Origin of the sequence: Jeotgalicoccus meleagridis (assembly GCF_903994045.1) — a bacterium.
Lineage (GTDB): Bacteria > Bacillota > Bacilli > Staphylococcales > Salinicoccaceae > Jeotgalicoccus > Jeotgalicoccus meleagridis.
This window is the reverse complement of record NZ_CAJEWD010000003.1, coordinates 245,878-267,195: the sequence shown is the minus strand read 5'-3', so window position 1 is coordinate 267,195 and position 21,318 is coordinate 245,878. Positions and strand designations below refer to the sequence as shown.

Here is a 21,318-nt window from a genome sequence, read left to right as displayed (position 1 = left end):
GATAAATTTCATATATTTTATAAGAGTTATTTTTCTTAGCCAATGTTAAACTCCAACTATCTCCTTGAAAAGATAAGCTGGGTTTATTAACTATAGTGAAAATTATCGACTAAATCAGTGCAAAACAACATTGAAGTGACACCTGTGACATGCTGGTAAATTCTTTAGGATCCAATCAAAAATAAAGGTACATCTCCTGTAGGTTACAGAAAACATACCTTTATCAAAAAATCCCTTTTATATTTCATATTTACTCAGGAAATTCTTCTTTTCCTGATAATTGAATAATGGCAACCTGCAGGATCAGTACTGCTATTATTGAAGCTGCGCCAATTAATATATGTACCATCAGCGGTATATCAAAAAATACAGGTATAAATATCGCCAGTATAATAATCATACTAAGCATGGATCCCTGTCTCTTCGTCTTCAAACTGATATATTGTTTTTCACCGCAGTATGGACATTTGGCTGATCCGTCCAAATTTTTAACGGTTCTCTGCTTATCTTTAAACGTCCATTCTGTTTGACATTTCGTACAGTGCGCCATAACAAACGGCTCCTTTTAATTCACAGTAATTTTAACAGAACCCATCTCGCTCATATATTCTGCACGGTAGTTCTGTTTTTCAATTGTATTTTTTTCAAGTGCATTTTTCACTTTACCCACATTGGCTCTGGCCACAATTTTAGTAAATCTCGGCTTCTCACGGTAATTCACACTCACAGATCCCATCTTGCTCAAGGCTTTTAAATCGCTGTCTGCAGTTAAATTATCGAGCGCTATTTACCTAATTCTGTTACCAGATGATAGCGTTCTGATGATACTCCTGCAGCTGTAAGTCTGCCCATCTCAGTTTCCATAAACAGGTTCATAAAGTCACTGGATTCCAGCTTTAAAGCACCCATCGCTGATCTAAGTTCTCCATAATTCCCTGTCAGTCCAGCGCATTCAATCGCACCTTCTTCAGTTGTAATTCTAAATTCTTCTGCTTCTATATCAGTCACAATGACTTTGCCATCTTTATTATTCACACTGAGCATGTCGAGCGGCTCCGGCCAGGTAATCACTAATTCATCTTTTTTCAGCTGTTTCCTTTTTTTCATAAAATCAATAATTGTATTAAATTTCACATCATTCGAGCCGCATCCATCTTAGTCTGTCCATCTATTTCATCAGCCATGCTGCCACTGTTATCCATTAAAATATAGACATTGTTTCTAAGCGACAACTCACCATCCTCAACCTTTAAGCCTCCGGGCTGGTCAGTTAAATCAACTAACTCAGCAGAAAAGTCTTGAAAGTACTTAATTCCTTCCTGCATGTCAGGGTGACCACCTAACATTTCCAGTAATTTCTCATAGACCATCTCATCTGTGACATCACCATTATTATCTTCAATGAATGATGTTAGCTCATCTTCAATTTCCTGCCTTGAGGCGTTTATCATTGTTCCTTGTTCTTCCTCAAGAACAGATTCTAAAGAAATCTCTATCTCAATATCTTCTGATTCATTTGATGCTGTCTCTTCTTCTGTCGTTTCATTTTCTTCAGAGTTAGTATTTGATTCATCCTGATCTTCATCTGAAGTAGCCTCTGCTTCTGTTGATTTGTCCTCAGTACCTTCCTCTGTATCCTCTATTTTTTGATTTGATTCATCTGGGCTTTCTTCCGTTGTGCTGCACGCGGTAAGTATGATAAAAAGTGCCATAAGAATAAATGTTCTCATCATTACCTCCTTGTAAATTTATACTTATATTTAAGTATAGCCTATAATTTTTTTAAAAACTTGAAAATCTGAATTTTAATCGTAAAAATTCTGTAAATTTATTTTCATTCCTTTTTGTAAAAACCTCATCGTAAAGCGATATGCCGAAGCGTATCACAAGTAGTGCGTGTTTCCGAAAATTATTTATGATAATTTGAAGCGTATCATCGTTAGTGCGTGTTTCCGAAAATTAATTATAGTAATTTGAAGTATATAATCGTTGATGAGATTTTTAGTTGAATGTAAAAGTATTATTTAAGCAAAAACTTTATCAAATAAGTTAGAGTAAACGAATTTGATAAAGTTTATAATCTATGAATTTATAAATTGATTTAGTTTACGTGTATTTAATAGATATTGTCCAACTTTATTTGCTATGCGTTTCTGTTCAAGTAAGGTGGGAGTAGAATGAGTATGTTGTCCAATTTTGTTGTGTTCAGAATAGCTAAAGCTGTACTAGCTCATTCCTTTAAGTGGAAATTTATCAATGTTACTATATAAAATTTCAAATTCATTTTCGTTAAATATAAGGTTTAATGCGAAATCATCTTTAGATTTCCTGTACTTTGAAATGTCCAAACCATAGACCATTTCTATTTTTTTGTTTTATTTCTGAATTGATCTTTTATGATTAAAACATTCTGCATAATGTCCTTCGAGTTATATACCTTCCAATCTGCATCATTCATTCTTTGTAATTCTTTATTCATCTTTTATCAACTCGTATAAATTCTTTATTCTATGATTAAAATATACATTTTTAAGAGTATTGAAATTTTCAACTGCCAAACTAAATTCGACAGTAGCAAATAATCATTCATTTTTAGATATATTGATTCAGTAGCTCCAAAACGAATTGAATAAGTGAAATTTTAAGTCTTTTCAATTAATTAGTCTTCTAAAAATTTCAAATTAAATTGTTTTACGTTGTACAATGTTCAGAATATTGTTATTATTCTATTGTGTAGGGGGTGAATCTATGAAAGAAGAAAAAGTAGATCAAATTGGTTATGACTATATTGACCAGCCAGTTCCTCAAAATGAGAGACGAAGTTGGTGGGAAATAACCTTTATAACATCAGGATTTAGTTTAGCTGTTTCTGGGATGTTCGCAGGAGCAGCATTAGCAACAGAGATGACTTTAATGAGCGTCATCGGAACGATACTCCTTGGGAACATCTTATTAACCGTCATTGGTGGAGCAATGGGAGCAATAGGTGCTACTACGGGCGTCCCCACTTCAATGATAGCAAAGAGAGCTTTTGGTAGATATGCTGCTATTTTAATAAGTTTACTTTGGGCTATTGTATTAGTTGGATGGTTTTCAGTTCAAACTGGATTTTTTGGACAAGCAATTAATGCAATGCTTCCAAGAGATAACTTCTTAACTTCTACGTCAATTGCTTCGCTTTGGGGGGGCGCATTGATGATAACTACAGCTTTCATAGGCTATAAAGCTATCAGAATGTTGAGTAATGTAGCCATTCCTTTGCTGTTAATTTTATCAGTTGTCGGAATATGGACTGCTTTGAGCTATGTTGGAGGTTGGAGCGAACTAGAAACTGTTACTGAAGGATCCTTAACAGTTCTTTCAGCAACAACTATTGTAGTTGGGACATTCGTTACTGGAGCAGTTATACAACCAGACATATCGAGATTTGCAAAGTCTGCAAAGGATGCTTGGATCGCTATGTTTTTGGGAATGGTGGTGGCAAATGGTTTCATAGTTTTTGCAGGTGCTGTTACCGCCTTGGCAATGGGTACAGGTGATTTGCCTGCGGCGATGGTTTCACTTGGTTTAGGAATACCTGGTCTAATAATTTTAATTGGAGCTCAGTGGACAAGTAATGACAGTAATTTATATTCCGCTTCAATTTCTTTTGCAAACGTTTTCAAGATAAAGCGAGCGTATATAGTATTAATAGTTGGGATTGTGGGAACAATCTTAGGGGCAATAGGTGTTGCAGATTATTTTACATTGTTCCTCTCTACAATAGGAACAATCATCCCTCCTATAGCGGGAGTAGTGGTTGCTGATTATTATATTCTAAATAAAGAAAAGTACTTAAAAAGAAATTATACCGATTCAAATATTATTTGGCCTGCATTTCTAGCTTGGGGTATAGGAATTTTAGCTGGTTTGTTTTTAAATTTTGGTATAGCAGCTGTAAACTCATTAGTAGTTGCATTTTTAGTGCATTTACTATTAAGTAAATTTGCTAATAAGAAATAATTGATATTTATATTCGATGAGGGGGAATTTAAATGAGTCGTTTGATAGATGAGAAAGATATAGAGAATATTGCCCTAGGTGCAGCGATTCTTGGCACTGGTGGCGGTGGGGATCCACATATTGGTAAATTAATGGCGCAACAAGCTATTAAGGAATATGGACCTGTTACATTACTAGAACCAAATGAAGTACCAGATGATGCTTTAGTGGTTCCTGTAGCTATGATGGGTGCTCCAACAGTATTTATAGAAAAAATTCCTAATGGGGATGAAACTACTAAGTCTTTACGAAGGTTAGAGAAATACATGGGTAAAAAAGTCTATGCAGTTATGCCAATGGAATGTGGTGGTTTGAACTCTACCATTCCTTTTGTAGTAGCAGCACAAACAGGCTTACCCATTGTAGATGCCGATGGAATGGGAAGAGCATTTCCTGAGTTACAAATGGAGACTTTCAATGTTTATGATGTTTCAGGCACTCCTATGGTTGTTAGTGATGAAAAAGATAATTTTGTAGTTATAGAGACTCAAGATAATGACATGATGGAGTATTTAGCGAGAGGTATTACGATTCGCATGGGTGGCGTAGGCTACATTGCTCACTATACCATGACTGGAAAAAAGATGAAGTCAGCATCTATTGGATATACTACTACCCTTTCAATGGAGTTAGGAAGCATACTCAGAAGTAAAGATGACAATTATGTTTCTCCTTTAGATAAAATGAAAAAAGTATTATCTACTTCTGACTACGGTGAACCAATTGGTTTATTTGAAGCAAAAATCGTTGATGTAGATAGAAGTACAGAACAAGGATTTGCTAAAGGAACAGTCAAACTTGAAGGTATAAACGATTATACAGAAAAAACATATGTTGTGGAGTTCCAAAATGAAAATTTAATAGCATTTGAAGATGATAGACCTATTGTCACAGTGCCTGACTTGATAACATTCTTAGATTTAGAAACCTTTAAACCTTTAACAACAGAATCATTGAGATATGGTTACCGTGTATTATGTCTGGCAATACCTACCCCATCAATAATGAGAACGGAAAAAGCATTGAAAGTTTGGGGACCTAAATATTTTGGCTATGATCTTCCGTTTGTGCCAGTAGAAGAAAGGGTGATGACCAATGACTAAGATTCATTATAAAGTTGGTGTTGATGTTGGAGGCACAAATACTGACACAGTAATTCTAGATCAAAATAATAACACAATTATTGCTGTCAAATCTCCAACAACAGAAGATGTACAAACTGGTATTTTAAATAGTTTAACCAAGGCTATCGAAACTTCCAATATTGATAAAAAATTAATTTCTTTCGTATCATTAGGGACCACTCATGCCACTAATGCTATTATTCAAAGAAAAGGACTTTCAAAAACAGCTGTTGTAAGAATTTCCTTACCTGCTGGTAAAGGTGTTCCTCCAATGTCCGAATGGGAAGATGATTTAATAAAATCAATAGATGCTAAGGTATATATGGTTCATGGAGGTTTCGAATTTGATGGAAAGCCACTATATTTGGAAGATTTAGATAGAGAAGAATGTGCAAAAGTTTTAGAAGAAATTAAGACTCAAAACTTTGAATCATTAGCGGTTAGCAGTATATTCTCTCCAGCAAAGAATGATCATGAAGTAAAATTTGCACAGCACGCAAAAGAAATTTTAGGAGATGATTTTCCAGTAACGTTATCGTCTGAAATTGGTAGTCTAGGCTTATTAGAAAGGGAAAACTCCGCAATACTAAACGCAAGTGTTGTAGGTGTTGCAAGAAAAGCAGTACAGGGGCTAATAACATCTTTAGAAAAAATGAATGTAACATCTAAAATCTTCTTTGCTCAAAATGATGGAACACTAATGTCTGTAGAACAGGCGATTAATTATCCTATTTTAACAATAGGTTCTGGTCCCACTAACAGTATCAGAGGAGCTGCTTATCTTTCAGATGAAGACAATTGTATTGTGGCTGACATTGGAGGTACTTCGACGGATGTAGGAATATTGGTAAATAGTTTTCCAAGACAATCAGCTCTCGCCGTAGAGGTGGGCGGTGTATTAACAAACTTTAGAATGCCTGATTTGATATCTATCGGATTAGGTGGAGGAAGTATTGTTAAAATGGATGAAGATGATAATATACAAATAGGTCCAGAGAGTGTGGGATATCAATTAAAAGAGAAGGCACTAGCTTTTGGAGGAGACACTTTGACAGTCACTGATATTGCACTGGCTGCGGGTATTGCTCAAATTGATGACGAGGATTGTGATGTCGAAAGACTATCAAATTTAGACACCGATCTTATTAAAGAAGCTATCTCAAAAATTGAAAGAATAGTCTTAGATGCATGCGATAAAATTAAAACATCGCCTGATCCTTTACCAATTATACTTGTTGGAGGCGGCAACATTGTTGTTCCTGCATCAGAAGTGTTACTTAAGCCAGAAAATTCTGGATGTGCTAACGCAATTGGTGCTGCAATAGCAGATGCTAGTGGAGAAATTGACCAACTTTGGTCTTTAGATAACAAAACTAGAGATGAAGCGATTGAAGAAGCTAAGAGTGTTGCAATGGAAAGAGCAATCGAAATGGGCGCTGATAGTTCAGATACTAAAATTGTTGATATAGAAGCGGTCCCCCTTTCTTATTTGCCAGGTAACGTGTTAAGAGTTCAAGCTAAGGCAGCAGGTTCTTTAAAATTATAAAACATTCTAACCTAAGTTGTTTCATAAACTTTTAATAGAAGAATTACTGAGAGTTTCTTATTAGTTATAAAGCCAGCTACACAATTTAGGATATTTAATCCTAGGCGTGTAGCTGGTTTTTTAATGAATAGAATATAGCTATAGATTAATCAGCTATGGTTCATCCCATGCTTCTTTGTGTCGAAAACATTTTTCCAATAGTTTTCTCTCTCAATAATAATTTCACTTTTGGTTCTCGTATCAAATATTTCAAGAATAGAGTATTGGAAGTATTTTTGAATATGTTCCTTACCTTTCTATAATAGAATACTATTGAATTCTTTGTTGCCACCCGTTAAATTTTCTAGGTGTGCGTATCCTGCCCACCGTTGCCATATGCCATCTGTATTACCAGAAGCAGAATCGATATAAAGTTTTCCATTACTTTTATCCGTAATTACATAGACAGCTTTAACATAACTAAGAGCAGCTTTCCAGCTAGGATCTTCTCTTAGAAGGACCTGTTGCATTTCCTTATGGCTCATCCAGATATTCTGATACCCCGGGAAGTGCCCTAGTTTAATATTAGGGGCAATTTCATAAACTTCCGGATTTAATTGATCTTGAATGGTGTGATATCGACGATTATATAAATCTCTTCCAATTGGTCGATCGATTTTAATAATTAATCTTTTTGTGAATTCTTGATAATCTTCCATCAATGTTAATTTATAGCCAACATCATTAAAGACTTCAGGGTATTTCTTTTCAACTTGATAAAGTCCACCAAAAACAAAATATTCTGGTCCGTAAGGATAGTATTGAGCCATCGCGATTAAGTAATCTGCGTGGTTCAAGTTGTTATTACTTTGCTTTGTCTTCCAACTATTCATAATAATCCACTCAGTGTCGTCTTCCAATAGGAGATCCCAGGCTCGTATGTTTGCATCTGAAGGGTTCATATTTAATTTGATTTTAGTACACTTATCATTAGGAGTTTTAATAAATTCCGATAATTTTATCATATAAATTTTCCTTTTCCGCACATAATTTTTTTCTTTTTTAATAAATTCTATTTCAATCTATAAAAAAGAAATCCTGAATTTTTAAGCTGTTGTCTGTGCTCTAGGGACGCTATAAATTATAGTTCGATGATTACAAATATTAATCCATTTTCAATCCGGTTATTTTAGCATTAGTTACAGTGTGATTAAATTTATTATTTAATAATTCCTCTAAAGAATGATATTTTTCAAAATCGTCAATAATTATACAACGAGATTCTGTGTTCTCCCTCATATTATATACTCTTATAATTTTTACCTTATCTTTATTTTGAATAATGTTTGTTAGCTCATTCCTTGATCATCAACTAATCCCTCTATTGCTCTCTCAAACTCAATTTCTTCGTGCTCACTTTTTTGTTCATCTTGATATTTTTCTATAAAGCTATCTACAACATGATTTAAAGTACGTGAATTTTTTCAATATTTTCTCCCATTTGTTCAAATAAGCTCAAAAAATTCCCAAGCTGTGTTCTTACTAGAATTTCATAAACTGCTTGGTTTTCAGTTTTAAAATTTTCCAAAGTATACTAACTACTTAACTGAAAAGTATTATAAAATGCTTGCCATTAACTCTGTCTGCTCTACTACATTATCCACTGCCATCTTTTGAAGATCCGGTGGATATACGTACTTTTAACAATTGACGTACTTCATCATTTTTCTGATCTCGTGGTTTATATTCCTCTAGGAATTCACCATTAATAAATACCGATGGAACGTATTCCAAACCGCGTTCATTGTATTCCTTCATCACCCTAACACCGCGTGCTGCATCCGATGTATTTTCCGGTAATCCGAGTTCACCTTCACATTTCTCTAAAGTCTATTTAAAACTTTTCACCCATGACATTTGAGATTTGAACAGTTCTTTCATCGTGTCGAATCCTACCACAGGGTCATCGTGATCAACATATGGATTCGCTACTGTTCCGTGTAGTAACTGACCTTCTGAACGGTCTACATGTTTTACTACAAACTTCACATGGCCGCTATCCGCATATGGTTTTATAACATCTTTTGAAATTTCAAAAAACTTAGCACTATATGGACAACCGAGGTTAACATATGCCTCCACCTCAATCGATGCATGTTCTAATCCCACTGTTAAAAACTCAACGTTCGGAGTATATCTGTCTTTCACAATAACGCCTCCTGTCATTCAATCAGTTAATATTACTTATACCCTTTTCGATAAAATCAATCTATAAAATAGGGAAGCAGACACCTTCCCAAATGGAAAATGTCTGCTTAAAGGGTTAATATATATTGTAAATCGGCTAAACAAAATTATTTGTGCATCGCAAGATGTTTTATAGTTTCTGCTAGAAGTTCAGTTCTTTCAACTAAAGAATCTACTTCTAAGTATTCATTCTCGCTATGCATCTCTCCACCAATCGGACCTAGACCATCAACTGTTGCAACGCCTAAATCCGATGGAAAGGCTGCATCTGAACCTCCACCAGTATGCGTATGAGAAACTTCAAGATCTAGGTTTTCACCAACATTTTGAATAACTCTCAACAACTCCTGATTTTGTTTATCAAGTTCCATCGGAGGCCTTCTTATACCACCTGTTAATTCAATTTTGGTTCCTTCTATATCTGGGATAGAACATATAGACTCAATTTGTCGAACAATATCATCACTTTGTTCGGTATTACTAACTCTTACATCTACATCCAAGATAGCTAAATCAGCGACAACGTTGGTCGCATTACCACCTTTAACTTGTCCAACGTTAATAGAGATTCCTTCTTCATGGTTAGTAAGCTGACTCAACTTTACGATTTTATGGCCCATTTCTTCAATTGCACTACGACCTTCCTCTGGAGCTACACCAGAATGCGCAGACTTCCCTGTGATTTCTAATCTGAATGTCCCTCCACCACGTCTTGATGTAACAATTGATCCATCTTTTCTTGCAGGTTCCATAACTAACGCATAATCTACCTTCTTTGATAGCTCCTCTATAATAGGACGTGAAGTTCTTGATCCTATTTCTTCATCACTATTTAGAAAAATAATCACTTTCTTCAGAGATTCTGGAGAATGTTTTGATAAATACTTCATAGCATAGAGCAATGAGACCTGGCTGCCCTTCATATCGGCTACACCCGGCCCATAAGCCCTATTATTTTCTATGTAGAATGGTCGTTCTTCAGCAATCCCTTCTTTAAAGACTGTGTCCATATGTGCTATGAGAAGAATTTTAGGATTCTCAACTGTATCATGTTTTAATATTAAGTGATTACCTAATTTTTTCTGATTTATAACCTCAGTTCTAAATCCAATCACCTCATATCTTTTCTGCATAATAGAACCTACTTTATCTACCCCGTTCTTGTGCATAGATCCACTATCAATATTGACCAACTCTTCCAATAATTTAATCATATCCTGAAGTTCATTTTTAATCTCGATAGCAGACTTCTCCTTTCAAATGAATTAATCACATGCGTATCTTCTAATCATTTGAGGTATCGAAAACTTCATTATCTTCTTTAATTAAAGGATGGTGACACGCTAAATAATGATTGTCTATTATTTCCCGAAATTCAGGCACTAACTCCTTACACTTTTCTGTTGCAAATTTACATCTAGGATGAAAATGGCAGCCACTTGGCGGATTGCTTGGACTTGGTATCTCTCCTTTCATCGTAGTCGGATCATCCTTTCTAAGTTCAGGATCTGGAACAGGCACAGAAAGAAGCAAACCATGTGTATATGGGTGTAGTGGATTATCGAACAATTCATTTTTGTCAGCTAGTTCTACTACTTTCCCAAGATACATTACCGCAATTCTGTCACTAATATGTCGTACAGTTGGTAAACCGTGAGCGATAAAAACAAAAGTTAGATCTAATTCATCCTGCAGTTTCTTCAATAAGTTTAGGATTTGTGCTTGTATTGAAACATCCAATGCAGAAACTGCCTCATCACATACAATGACCTTGGGATCAAGGGCCAATGCTCGTGCAATACCAATTCTTTGTCTTTGACCTCCACTAAATTCATGAGGAAATCTTTTTAATTGATGCTCTTGTAGGCCAACCAAGTTCATCAACTCTTTAACACGAGTTTTTAGTTTTTTCCCCTTCATAATATTATGCACGATCAAAGGCTCACTAATTATTTCTTCTACAGTCATTCTAGGATTAAGTGAAGAGTATGGATCTTGGAAAATCACCTGCAAATCTTTTCTAGCTAATCTTAATTCTTCCTGACTCATTTTCGAAAGATTAACATCATTAAAAATGACTTCTCCCGCTGTAGGTTCTAATAATCCTAATAAAAGTTCACCCGTGGTCGATTTACCACATCCACTTTCCCCTACAATACCTAATGTTTCGCCATCATATACCTTAAAATTAATCCCATCTACTGCTTTAACATTGACTTTCTCTCTTTTAATAATACCCTTACTTATCTCAAAATGTTTTTTTAAATCTCGAGCCTCTAGAACAACTTTTTTCTCAATAGAATTTTCTAAAATCTTATTCATATATTGTCCCCCCTATACTTTGAAGCATCTTTTCGCATGAGTATCAGATATTTTTTCTAATTTGGGGTGATTACTGACACATTCGTTATCAGCTAAAGGACATCTAGGATGGAATTTACATCCACTTGGCATTTCTGCTGGATTTGGAACCATACCTTCAATAGAGTGCAATTTATCTACTACATCGTGTATTTTTGGTATTGAGGCCATCAGTCCCCTCGTGTACGGATGTTTAGGATTTTTAAATAACTCGAATACTGATGCTTCTTCAACTATTTCTCCTGCATACATTACCGCTACCCTATCTGCAATCTCAGCTACAACACCTAAATCGTGTGTAATTATTAATATACCTGTATTAAGTTTTTCTCTAATATTCTTCATTAGTTTTAAGATTTGTTTTTGGATTGTTACATCCAGAGCAGTAGTAGGCTCATCTGCGATTAACAACTTGGGATCACACGAAAGAGCTATTGCTATCATTACTCTTTGTCTCATCCCACCAGATAGTTGATGAGGAAATCTTGTCATTACCTTTTCTGCATCAGGAATACCTACTAGTTCTAACATTTCAATTCCCTTTTTAGTGGCCTCAGATTTCTTCATTTTTAAGTTAAGTTGTAATGATTCCCTAAGTTGGAAACCTATTGTAAAAACAGGGTTGAGAGCTGTCATAGGCTCTTGGAAAATCATAGACATTTCTTTCCCTCTAAGTTTTCTATATTCATTTTTACTTATCTTATTTAAGTTTTTATCTTCAAGGTATACTTCACCATCATAAACTTCACCATTCGGTGGTAATATGTCCAAAATAGATAATGACGTAACACTTTTGCCACTACCTGATTCTCCTACTATCGCTAAAATTTCGCCTTTTTTCATTTCAAGCGATACACCATTTACTGTCGATACGTATCCTTCATTTGTCTTAAATCTCACTTTAAGATTTTCAACTTGAAGTAGTTTTTCCATAATACCAACCTTCTTATCCTTTAAGTTTAGGGTCTAATACATCTCTTAACCAGTCACCTAAGAAAATAACCCCTAACACAGTAATTGTAATTGCCAAACCTGGAAACGTTGCAACCCACCAACTTGTAGCAACATAATCCCTACCATCACTAAGCATCAATCCCCATGACACTTCAGGTGATTGTATTCCTAATCCCAAAAAGCTCAAACTCGCTTCTAAGATTATAGTTGTAGCAACGTTTAATGTCGCAATTACGATAAATGAGGGTAATACATTGGGCATAATATATTTAAATATTATTCTAAAATTTTTAGCACCTATTGCTTTGGCAGACTTAACATATTCCTTTTCTTTAATACTTAACGTCTCACTTCGAACCATTCTTGCATAAACAACCCAAGTTGTACCACCTAGTACCAAAATCAAAGTCATTAAACTAGGTCCTAAAACCGCAAGAATTATAAGCATGAAAAGTATGTTCGGTATTGCAAGAAATGCATCAACAGTTCTCATAATAACGAAATCCCATATTTTCCCATAATAACCTGCAATCAACCCCAAAAACATACCTATAGCTCCCGCTAAAACTACAGCACTTATCCCAACTAAAATGGAGATTCTAGAGCCATAAATTAGACGACTTAATATATCTCTTCCTAAGTTATCTGTTCCCAAAATATATTTAGTACTTCCTCCTTCTGACCAGAAAGGTGGGACTAATCTATCAACTGGATTGGTTAAAGCTGGATCATACGGAGAAATTACTGGAGCCAAAATCGCTATAGTAACAGCGAAAAATACAATACATAAACCAACAAGTCCTGTTGGACTCGCCAATAATCTATTGAACACTTTTTTATTTACACGTTTTGAAGAAGGTGACCTAGCTATACTAGTTACTCCCATATTATGCCCTCCTCGTTAATCATATTTTATTCTAGGATCAAGTAATCTATAAATTAAATCTGCTAATAAATTACTAACTATTACAGCTATGGCAATTATAAACACTGCAGCTTGAACGACTGCCATATCTCTTAGGTTGACCGCTTGTATAAGCAATTGTCCTACACCTGGCCACGCAAATACTGTTTCAGTAATTAAAGTACCACCAATTAATGTGGACGTTTGCAATGCCATAATAGTCACAACAGGAATTAAAGCATTTCTAAAAGCATGAACATTAACTACTACAGCCTCAAATAATCCTTTACTTCGTGCTGTTCTAATAAAATCTTGTCCTAATATTTCTAACATACTGGACCTTATCAGTCTGGTCATTTCCGCTGCAATACCCGTACCTAGAGCGACAGCAGGAAGAATAGTATGTGCCAAAGTTCCACTTCCAGATACCGGTAATAAACTTAGCATCACTGAAAATACTAAAATAAGCATAATTCCCAGCCAGAAGTTTGGCATTGCTTTCCCCACAACAGAGATTCCAGTAATAAAAAGATCAAGTAAACTATTTCTTTTAATTGCAGACAATATTCCTAATGGCACTGACACTATCGTTGCTAATATCATTGATACAATTGCTAATTCAATTGATGCTGGTAGCCTGTCAAGAACCAGTGTTAACGCATCGGTGTTATACCTAAATGATTCTCCAAAATCACCTTGTATTATACTTCCCATATAGTTGATATATTGTACTATGAGATTGTCATTAAGGCCCAATGCCTCTCTTAATTCAGCCTTTTCTTGCTCAGTGGCATTTTCAGAAATCATGAGTGCCACTGGATCACCAGTTACTCTGACAAGAATAAATACTATTAAAGTAATTAATATCAATACTGGTACGGTTTTAATTACATTTAAAAAGAAGTATTTCATAAGCTCACCCTCTTAAAATTATTGGGAGGAAAATCTCTCCCAATAATATCTTTTTATTTAATTGTAATATCATCTACATACAGCATTTCACTGAGCTCCGGCTCAAAGTTGATTCTGTCATTTACGCCGTATATTGACTCTACTTGGAATAGAGGGATAATAGGTCTGTCCTCAGAAATGATTTCCTGCGCTTTTTGATATTGTTCTAATCTTGAATCCTCATCCATATTATTCATAGCTTCACTTAAAAGTTCTTCAACTTCAGGATTATCATAATCTGTCTCTCCTGCAGCCATTTCAAGTTCTAATCTTTGTAGTGCCTGAGAACCATCAAACATAGAGTTACCATATGCAATGAAGAATACGTCCTCAAATTCTTTATTACTGTATGGAGTTGAGAAGGCGCTCCACTCAAGGAATTCTACATCTGCATTAATTCCAACCTCTTGAAGCATTGCAACCATTAGTTCTACAGATTCTCTATCCTTTAGATATCTGCCACTTGGAGAACTTAGTTTAATGTTTACACCGTCTGCATAACCCGCTTCTTCTAATAATTCACGGGCTCTTTCAGGATCATATAACTGCGTATCGTATAATTCTTCATTTGCACCAAAGTTTCCTGGTGTTACTCTTGTTCTTGTAGGTACTGCATGTCCCTCTAGAACAGATTCGATTATAGCTTCTTTATCTATTGCTAGCTCTATAGCTTCTCTAACCTTAGGATCTGCTGTTGGATAATCTCCTTGAGTGCGAAGTACAAAGAGCATTACTCTTTGAGATGGTGCACTCATAACGGTAGTATCTTCTGAACTTTCTATTCTTTCGATATCATCTGGTGGAATATTTACAGCTAAATCAATCCCCCCTGTTAGTAATTCTGAAACTCTAGTAGAATTTTCTGGAATAGCTCTAAATTCGACCTGACTCCACTTCGGTTCGTCTCCAAAGTAGTCATCGAATCTAGTTAGCGTTAGCTGACTATCTTTCTGCCATTCTTCAAATTGATATGGTCCTGTACCAACAGGATTCTCTAAAAATACATCCCATCCCTCTGTTTCTATGTAATTCTTAGGTAAAATTCCTGAACCAATTCTTGAAACTCGGTTTAATAATGCTGGTTCTGGTTCGTAAGTGTGAATTACGAATTCATAATCACTTACTACCTCTACTTCTTCGATTTGACGATAAGCACCATATTCTAGAAGTGCAGAATCATTTGCAACTCGTTCCAATGTGAACTTAACATCTTCAGCTGTAAGTTCATCACCATTATGGAATTTTACTCCTTCTTTTAATTTAAATTCCCATTTAGTTTCATCTACGTTTTCCCATGATTCTGCTAAGTCGGGTATAAATCCTTCATCAGGATCGTTTTTAACTAGGTAGTTAAACATATTTACATGTACTGCTTCTGTACTTGTATTATTGTGATCATGAATATCAAAACTTACTATGTCGTTGCTATTACCAATCGTTAATACTTCGTCTGATGCACCGTCAGAAGAATCATTTGACGTTCCTTCCTCTGCACCCTCTTCATCATTACCTCCAGAACAAGCAGCAAGTAACAACACTATCAACAATAAAATATACCTAAAAAACTTCATTATATTTACCTCCTTTAGTTTTTGTACTGATTTATTAGTGATACTAGAATCTTAATCCCTTCAATATAGTCCTCAACTAAAATATTTTCATTTGGCGCATGATTACGAGATGAAAAATTACCTACTCCAAAAGAAACTGATGGAATTCCATGTTTTTGACACAGTTCATACATGGGTCCTGTTCCTGGTGTATTTGGAACAATATTAGGTTCTTTCTTAGTGACTTTTTTAATTGCTTCAATGGCTGAACCCACAATTTCTTCTGTAGATAAGGTTCGTGCTGCTTTTTCTTTAGAATGACTAATAATCTCTATATCTTTGTAACCGTTATCATTTAAATGATTTCTTAAATCTTTCAAAATCTTTTCTGGGTCTTGTCCAGGTACTAAGCGAAAATCTATTTTGACGCTAGCTTCAGAAGGTAAAACTGTTTTCGCTCCCTCGTCGGTGTAACCGCTTCCGAAACCGCAAATATTCATGGTAGGTTCATAAAGATGTTTATGTTTTAATTCAGACCCATTTAAGTCATTAATAAATTTATCTAAGCCTAAATAGTCAAGCATTTCCTCTTCATCTAAGAAGTATTGATCAAGAAGTTCTAGCTCTTCATTTGTTGGTTCTCTAATATCTTTATAAAAGTTGGGAATAAGAACTTCTTCATTGTTATTTTTTAAAGAATTCAACGCCCACACTAATCTCCATGCTGGATTTTCAATTATTGATGCATTTGCAGAATGTAGATCGGTGTTAGCACCTTTTAATTTAAGTTCAACATAAAGCATTCCTTTTACACCCAGTGTTAGTTGTAGTGTATGATCCATGTCTCTATATCCAAATTCCCAGATGCAAGCATCAGCCTTCAGTTTGTCCTTATGTAAGTTCGAAAAGTCACTTAAGTTAATACTTCCTATTTCTTCTTCCCCTTCAATAATAAATTTCAAATTTATCGGGAAGTTTCCATAAATATCTTTTATTGCAGAGAGAGCGGCTATTCGGGCAATTAAATTCCCTTTATTATCAGCAACACCTCTCGCAAAAATTTTCCCGTCCCTAATTTCAGGCTTGAAGGGATCTGAATCCCACAGTTCTATAGGATTCTCAGGTTGAACGTCATAATGATTGTAAAAACTTAAGGTTTTTTCATGTTCTCCGCCGATTTCACAGTATAAAATAGGATAACCGCTTGTTTCGACTACTTCTACTTCACAATCAAGTTCATCTTTAAATAACTTCGAAATAAAATCGACACTTTCTTTCATTCCTCTATTCTGGGCTGCCACACTCGGTATTGAACAAATATCGGTAAGCCATTTTATATACTTATCACGATTTTTTTCAATATGTTCAAAAATTTCTTCCTCTTCCAAGATATCCCCTCCCTATAGTAGAAAATACTATCATTAATTATCTGAATTATCAATATATATATAAAATTTTGATAAACTAAATATTCATAAAATTAAAATGATATATATTCTCCAGTTAGCTAAACTCTTTATTGGAATATATTATTATTTTAAATAAGCTATTTAATAATTATCTATACTAAAAAAGTCAGACTCCTAATGAATTGAAGGAATCTGACTTCTCTTTAAAATTAACAAAAAATAATTTAGTTACTTCGTTTGTCAAAATAAGCTAGACAGCCTGCCTATATCCATGTAACTCATAAATGCTTCCAGCGGTGTCTGGTAGTTCAAAGACTTTCTGGGTATGTGGTTTCTCTTGGAGGCTACTGAAGCAACCATCCTCTGATCCACTGTGTTGAAATCCATATGCTTGGGCAGGCCGTCTTTCCGAAGCAGTCCATTGGAATGTTCATTCAATCCTCTTTGGGAAGGCGTGCCCGGGTCGGCAAAGTAAATATCAATATCATTTCGGTTGCTCATTGACTGCCAATTTGAGAATTCCTTACCACAGTCGAAAGTAATGGATTTGAACACATTTCTGGGGATCTGATGGAACCATGCGTTGATGACTGTTTCAATATCCTTTGCAGTCCGGCCCTCGGGCTTGAGGGTAATGATCACTTTCGACAGCCGTTCTACAAGTGTCACAACGGCACTTTTATGATGGATGCCGACGATGGTATCGCCTTCCAGATGTCCAAATCCTTCTTTGAATGCTGGGTAGTCCGTCTTTCTGTCAGAGAGTTTCCGTCTGAAAGCCTGTCTCCCACGGCGTTCCTTATGGCCGTTGGGTTTTCTTTTGCCTTTCATTGGCAACGTGGAAATATCAAAGGCGTTGCGTTTGAACATACGGTACAGGGTCCGTCCGGAACAGCCGATGTTGTGTTCGCGCCGGCCGGCAATCACATCGGGTGTCCAGCCCTGAGCGACTTTTTCTTCAACATAGAGATGTTGATCGGCGGGCAGTACAGTCTGTTTTCTACCACAGCGTTTCTTGTTCTGCTTATAGCGCTTGTAATAATCCAGTGCCGTGTGTCCGTCTCTCAGAAAAGTCACCACATTGTGTACCGTCTGACGGGCGCGGCCCACCTGTTTTGAAATCTGGGTTATAGAGGTGCCTTGATGAAAATAGGATTCTATTATTACCAATTCATCCGTGCTAAGATGGGTATAGGTCATTCGTGATCACTCCTATGATTTCTTTGGTTGGAAATTCATTTTGAGTGTATCACGAGTGGCTTTTCTTATGTGTCTAGCTTAATTTTACAATCGGCGAGATTAGCAGCTTCAATTTCATTAATATACTCTATTAGATTCTTGTATGGGTGGTTGTTTTGACAATTAAATTGCATACTCTTACTCCTATCTTCTAATTTTTTCTACTATTATAATATACATTTAATTTTTGAATATGACTTTAATTTATTTGGGAGTAGGTGAACAGATGTCAGCGTTTACTTTTAAGTCATGTAATGTAAATGTAGTGTTTTCAGATAAACTGAAAGTAGTACCTAAACGTCTTCTTTTAAGTTCGTTAAATTCTTCACCTATGTACTTCATAATTATTTATCTCCGAATGTATTAATTTGTGTATTGCCGAATACATATGTAATTTAACTATGTAGGTAACAGTGTGAAGAGTAAGTCTGTAAAATATACTAGAAAATTCCCCAAAAAATCTTGAAGAAGTGTTTTGAAAAAAAGAAATACTGAATTTCATCGGTATTTCTTTATAAATTTTCTATAATTATACCTTATTCCATAGTTAGAATTAAAAGAACATAAGTTCCTTTATGTTATAATATAAGAACTTACGTTCTGGAGGTGCTTAGATGAATTATAATAGTATTTATCAAGAAACTTATGATGCATTGGAAAATATGCATAAGGCAGGAATGGAAACTAGAGAAGGTCAAGAAAATTTAATGTTTAATGTATGTCAGGCTTTTGAAAATAATGAAAATGTTATTGTGGAAGCGCAAGTGGGCATTGGTAAATCACTTGGTTATTTAATACCAGATGTAATAATTTCAAGGATTACTAATAAGCCATTAATTGTCGCTAGTTCAACCATCCAATTAACTGAGCAATTATCTAATGATATAAAAAAAGTTGAAAATATTCTTAACATTGATATTGAATGTGTAATTGGTAAAGGCGCTGCAAACTATCCTTGCTTTAAAAAAATATATGATAATTTAAAATCTAAAGAATTAAACACTGCTTTAGACATAGCAAATAAAGGATTGACTAAACAGGAAGTAAATAATTTGTCTTTAGATTGGAATGAAATAAATGTAGATAGATGTATTCATGAAAGGTGCATTCATAGTAAAGATTGTTCTTTTATGAAAATGAGAAATCAAATGGTCAATGGAAACGAGTATATTAGACTTAGAGGATATAAACCCAAAGTAATAATTGTAAATCAAAATCTACTTTTGCAACATTATAAAAACATAGAGTTAGGTAAAAGAGGAATAATTTGTGATGATCCTTGTTTGATTGTGATCGATGAAGTACATAATTTGGAAGAGAATCAACGATCTGTTTACACTACAAGTGTAAACTCTCTAAATTGTATTAAAGTATTGAGAAAGACGATAAATAAATATAATGGTAATAAATATTATTTAAAATGTGTGAATGATTTACAGAAATGGTTTGATGATTAGATAAATCATGTAAAGACATGCAAATTGGATGAACGTAATAGAGACACAAATAATACGAAAGCATTCATTGAAAATAATAATGGTAACAAGCTAAAAGAAATAATTGAAGGCTTAAGCGAAATAAAAGTAAAAATTGAGTTTAGTAATTTGGGTACCTTTAACCGCTACAAAAGTTCGAATGAGAGTGAATTGGAAGAAATAATTAATATAATAAATGCTTTAAAAATTATTGAAGTAAATAATGATGATTTTGTTGTATGGAGTGAAATGGTATCCAAAAATCAAATCAAAATTTCTTATTGTCCTAGTAAGACTTCTGAAATTTTGATGAAAACATTATTTAATGGTGATAATATTATTGCGTGTTTTTCGGCAACGATTACCAATGATACAAGTGAGCAAAATGGATATAGTTATATAATAGAAAGTATTGGGTTTAAGGGAGACTACGAACAAGTTGAAGAAAATGATTTTCCATATGATAAAAGTAGACTATATATTCCTTCAGAATTGCCAGATTGTCAAAATCGGGATACTGAATACTATAAGAAAATAGCAGAGCATATTAACAATTTATCGAAATATTGTAATGGTGGTACAATGGCTTTATTTACTTCAAAAGAAGATATTTTATTGGTAGCTGATGAATTGAAAAAGATGAAGATTCATAAAGTTCTTTATATAGATGGCGATGGGATGAGTCAAAATGAAATCATTCAAAGGTTCAAAAAAACGAATGGAATAATTCTTGGTACTGGGGTGTTCTGGGAAGGGATAGATTTAAAAGGTGAACTTTTAACTTCACTAGTAATAGTGAGATTACCGTTCCCTGTGCCAGACCCAGTAATAGAAAGAAAGATTGAATTAATAGGTGACAGAGAAAAAGTGTTAGTTCCTGAAATGATTATGAAGTTAAAGCAAGGTACTGGCCGATTAATTAGAACATCAAATGATAGAGGCTTATTAACTATATTAGACTCAAGAATGAATTATAATAATTATCGATACAGAGAATCAATTTTAAATTCGATACCTATAAAAAGCAAAATAAATGATTCTGATATAATTGAATTTATGAAAACTTTGTAAGTTTCAGTGACATTAATCATACTCTTAATAAATCACTTTAGAATTTTATAACCATTCCATTGTAGATTAAGTAAAAATAACCCCTCTCTTAGACTAAATAATATGAGAGGGCTACTTTGTGTTTTTAATTCAGTAGTAATTTACACAATTTTTAAGATTTTCCAGTTTATTGTCCCAGTACATATTAAAATATTGCAACCAGTCATTCACTTCTTACAGTTCTTGAGCTTGAGTTCTATATCTGGTTTCTCTACCAGCTTTCTACTTGGATACAAGTTTAGATTCATATAATATGGTTAAATGCTTGTTGACACCTGTTCTTGAAATTGAAAACTCATCAGATATTGATGTAATTGATTTTGTGTCATTATTATATCCTTACCTACAAGTCTTGCTAACACCTTTGGCATAAAGAACTCTAGTATGTATGTTTAAGTTGGAACTCCAAATATAGAGAGATTTGATTT

20 protein-coding genes and 1 pseudogene are annotated in these 21,318 nt (G+C 34.5%); 5 read left to right on the top strand and 16 right to left on the bottom strand.

All coding sequences use genetic code 11. The features are described from left to right. Positions 1–250 precede the first annotated feature (250 nt). The 4 genes from JEOSCH030_RS01475 to JEOSCH030_RS01460 all read right to left on the bottom strand — a co-directional run bounded on the left by JEOSCH030_RS01475 (position 251) and on the right by JEOSCH030_RS01460 (position 1,730). Positions 251–550, bottom strand: a complete 300-nt coding sequence (locus tag JEOSCH030_RS01475) for a TIGR04104 family putative zinc finger protein (RefSeq protein ID WP_185124856.1) — start codon at positions 548–550, stop codon at positions 251–253. 15 nt (positions 551–565) lie between these two features. Further along, entirely contained in the window at positions 566–721 is a 156-nt protein-coding gene (locus tag JEOSCH030_RS01470; protein WP_185124855.1) for a hypothetical protein, read from the bottom strand. Positions 722–783: 62 nt separating this feature from the next. Next, complete coding sequence (locus JEOSCH030_RS01465) at positions 784–1,107, bottom strand: DUF4097 family beta strand repeat-containing protein (protein ID WP_185124854.1); 324 nt, start codon at positions 1,105–1,107, stop codon at positions 784–786. Positions 1,108–1,130: 23 nt separating this feature from the next. After that, positions 1,131–1,730: a hypothetical protein gene (locus JEOSCH030_RS01460; RefSeq protein ID WP_185124853.1), complete on the bottom strand. Its 600-nt coding sequence runs from the start codon at positions 1,728–1,730 to the stop codon at positions 1,131–1,133. Between the two features lie 1,018 nt (positions 1,731–2,748). Between JEOSCH030_RS01460 and JEOSCH030_RS01455 the strand changes: the two genes are divergently transcribed. From JEOSCH030_RS01455 to JEOSCH030_RS01445, 3 genes are read left to right on the top strand one after another with little or no spacing between them, the layout of a single operon-like run. After that, entirely contained in the window at positions 2,749–4,002 is a 1,254-nt protein-coding gene (locus JEOSCH030_RS01455; protein ID WP_185124852.1) for a cytosine permease, read from the top strand. Between the two features lie 32 nt (positions 4,003–4,034). Continuing rightward, positions 4,035–5,144 (top strand): DUF917 domain-containing protein, encoded by a 1,110-nt coding sequence (locus JEOSCH030_RS01450; protein ID WP_185124851.1) that lies wholly within the window; start codon positions 4,035–4,037, stop codon positions 5,142–5,144. Next, positions 5,137–6,711, top strand: coding sequence for a hydantoinase/oxoprolinase N-terminal domain-containing protein (locus tag JEOSCH030_RS01445; protein ID WP_185124850.1), 1,575 nt, complete (start codon positions 5,137–5,139; stop codon positions 6,709–6,711). Before JEOSCH030_RS01450 ends, JEOSCH030_RS01445 begins: the two co-directional genes overlap by 8 nt. A gap of 296 nt (positions 6,712–7,007) precedes the next feature. Here the strand turns inward: JEOSCH030_RS01445 and JEOSCH030_RS01440 are convergent, their stop codons facing one another. The 12 genes and pseudogenes from JEOSCH030_RS01440 to JEOSCH030_RS01385 form a co-directional block, all read right to left on the bottom strand. Further along, positions 7,008–7,652, bottom strand: coding sequence for a GIY-YIG nuclease family protein (locus JEOSCH030_RS01440; RefSeq protein WP_235962185.1), 645 nt, complete (start codon positions 7,650–7,652; stop codon positions 7,008–7,010). Positions 7,653–8,306: 654 nt separating this feature from the next. Beyond that, a pseudogene (locus JEOSCH030_RS10930) lies at positions 8,307–8,390 on the bottom strand (SAM-dependent DNA methyltransferase); the annotation flags it as partial. A gap of 190 nt (positions 8,391–8,580) precedes the next feature. Beyond that, positions 8,581–8,898, bottom strand: coding sequence for a thioredoxin domain-containing protein (locus JEOSCH030_RS01430; RefSeq protein ID WP_185124848.1), 318 nt, complete (start codon positions 8,896–8,898; stop codon positions 8,581–8,583). A 146-nt stretch (positions 8,899–9,044) separates the two neighbouring features. Then, on the bottom strand, positions 9,045–10,151 hold the full coding sequence (locus JEOSCH030_RS01425) for a M20 family metallopeptidase (RefSeq protein WP_185124847.1): 1,107 nt from the start codon (positions 10,149–10,151) through the stop codon (positions 9,045–9,047). Between the two features lie 70 nt (positions 10,152–10,221). Next, positions 10,222–11,259, bottom strand: coding sequence for an ABC transporter ATP-binding protein (locus JEOSCH030_RS01420; RefSeq protein ID WP_185124846.1), 1,038 nt, complete (start codon positions 11,257–11,259; stop codon positions 10,222–10,224). Between the two features lie 12 nt (positions 11,260–11,271). Further along, entirely contained in the window at positions 11,272–12,234 is a 963-nt protein-coding gene (locus JEOSCH030_RS01415) for an ABC transporter ATP-binding protein (protein ID WP_407929461.1), read from the bottom strand. A 10-nt stretch (positions 12,235–12,244) separates the two neighbouring features. Next, positions 12,245–13,138, bottom strand: a complete 894-nt coding sequence (locus JEOSCH030_RS01410; RefSeq protein ID WP_185124844.1) for an ABC transporter permease — start codon at positions 13,136–13,138, stop codon at positions 12,245–12,247. Between the two features lie 15 nt (positions 13,139–13,153). Beyond that, the gene (locus JEOSCH030_RS01405; RefSeq protein ID WP_185124843.1) at positions 13,154–14,068 is read right to left on the bottom strand and encodes an ABC transporter permease; all 915 of its coding nucleotides are present in this window, start codon (positions 14,066–14,068) and stop codon (positions 13,154–13,156) included. 53 nt (positions 14,069–14,121) lie between these two features. Further along, positions 14,122–15,678: an ABC transporter substrate-binding protein gene (locus JEOSCH030_RS01400; protein WP_185124842.1), complete on the bottom strand. Its 1,557-nt coding sequence runs from the start codon at positions 15,676–15,678 to the stop codon at positions 14,122–14,124. 14 nt (positions 15,679–15,692) lie between these two features. After that, positions 15,693–17,045 (bottom strand): M20/M25/M40 family metallo-hydrolase, encoded by a 1,353-nt coding sequence (locus tag JEOSCH030_RS01395; protein ID WP_185124841.1) that lies wholly within the window; start codon positions 17,043–17,045, stop codon positions 15,693–15,695. 261 nt (positions 17,046–17,306) lie between these two features. Then, positions 17,307–18,266, bottom strand: coding sequence for an IS30 family transposase (locus JEOSCH030_RS01390; protein ID WP_185124840.1), 960 nt, complete (start codon positions 18,264–18,266; stop codon positions 17,307–17,309). 243 nt (positions 18,267–18,509) lie between these two features. After that, positions 18,510–18,647: a hypothetical protein gene (locus JEOSCH030_RS01385; protein ID WP_185124839.1), complete on the bottom strand. Its 138-nt coding sequence runs from the start codon at positions 18,645–18,647 to the stop codon at positions 18,510–18,512. A gap of 272 nt (positions 18,648–18,919) precedes the next feature. Between JEOSCH030_RS01385 and JEOSCH030_RS01380 the strand changes: the two genes are divergently transcribed. Both JEOSCH030_RS01380 and JEOSCH030_RS01375 read left to right on the top strand, forming a co-directional pair. After that, the gene (locus JEOSCH030_RS01380) at positions 18,920–19,762 is read left to right on the top strand and encodes a DEAD/DEAH box helicase (RefSeq protein ID WP_185124838.1); all 843 of its coding nucleotides are present in this window, start codon (positions 18,920–18,922) and stop codon (positions 19,760–19,762) included. Positions 19,763–19,786: 24 nt separating this feature from the next. Next, positions 19,787–20,851 (top strand): ATP-dependent DNA helicase, encoded by a 1,065-nt coding sequence (locus tag JEOSCH030_RS01375; RefSeq protein WP_185124837.1) that lies wholly within the window; start codon positions 19,787–19,789, stop codon positions 20,849–20,851. Positions 20,852–21,318 lie beyond the last annotated feature (467 nt).

Bases quoted from the DNA above. Each gene is read 5' to 3' on its own strand.
- JEOSCH030_RS01475 (WP_185124856.1), bottom strand. From the start codon at position 550: ATGGCGCACTGTACGAAATGTCAAACAGAATGGACGTTTAAAGATAAG.
- JEOSCH030_RS01465 (WP_185124854.1), bottom strand. From the start codon at position 1,107: ATGAAAAAAAGGAAACAGCTGAAAAAAGATGAATTAGTGATTACCTGG.
- JEOSCH030_RS01460 (WP_185124853.1), bottom strand. From the start codon at position 1,730: ATGAGAACATTTATTCTTATGGCACTTTTTATCATACTTACCGCGTGC.
- JEOSCH030_RS01455 (WP_185124852.1), top strand. From the start codon at position 2,749: ATGAAAGAAGAAAAAGTAGATCAAATTGGTTATGACTATATTGACCAG.
- JEOSCH030_RS01450 (WP_185124851.1), top strand. From the start codon at position 4,035: ATGAGTCGTTTGATAGATGAGAAAGATATAGAGAATATTGCCCTAGGT.
- JEOSCH030_RS01445 (WP_185124850.1), top strand. From the start codon at position 5,137: ATGACTAAGATTCATTATAAAGTTGGTGTTGATGTTGGAGGCACAAAT.
- JEOSCH030_RS01440 (WP_235962185.1), bottom strand. From the start codon at position 7,652: ATGAACCCTTCAGATGCAAACATACGAGCCTGGGATCTCCTATTGGAA.
- JEOSCH030_RS01425 (WP_185124847.1), bottom strand. From the start codon at position 10,151: ATGATTAAATTATTGGAAGAGTTGGTCAATATTGATAGTGGATCTATG.
- JEOSCH030_RS01420 (WP_185124846.1), bottom strand. From the start codon at position 11,259: ATGAATAAGATTTTAGAAAATTCTATTGAGAAAAAAGTTGTTCTAGAG.
- JEOSCH030_RS01410 (WP_185124844.1), bottom strand. From the start codon at position 13,138: ATGGGAGTAACTAGTATAGCTAGGTCACCTTCTTCAAAACGTGTAAAT.
- JEOSCH030_RS01405 (WP_185124843.1), bottom strand. From the start codon at position 14,068: ATGAAATACTTCTTTTTAAATGTAATTAAAACCGTACCAGTATTGATA.
- JEOSCH030_RS01400 (WP_185124842.1), bottom strand. From the start codon at position 15,678: ATGAAGTTTTTTAGGTATATTTTATTGTTGATAGTGTTGTTACTTGCT.
- JEOSCH030_RS01390 (WP_185124840.1), bottom strand. From the start codon at position 18,266: ATGACCTATACCCATCTTAGCACGGATGAATTGGTAATAATAGAATCC.
- JEOSCH030_RS01385 (WP_185124839.1), bottom strand. From the start codon at position 18,647: ATGAAGTACATAGGTGAAGAATTTAACGAACTTAAAAGAAGACGTTTA.
- JEOSCH030_RS01380 (WP_185124838.1), top strand. From the start codon at position 18,920: ATGAATTATAATAGTATTTATCAAGAAACTTATGATGCATTGGAAAAT.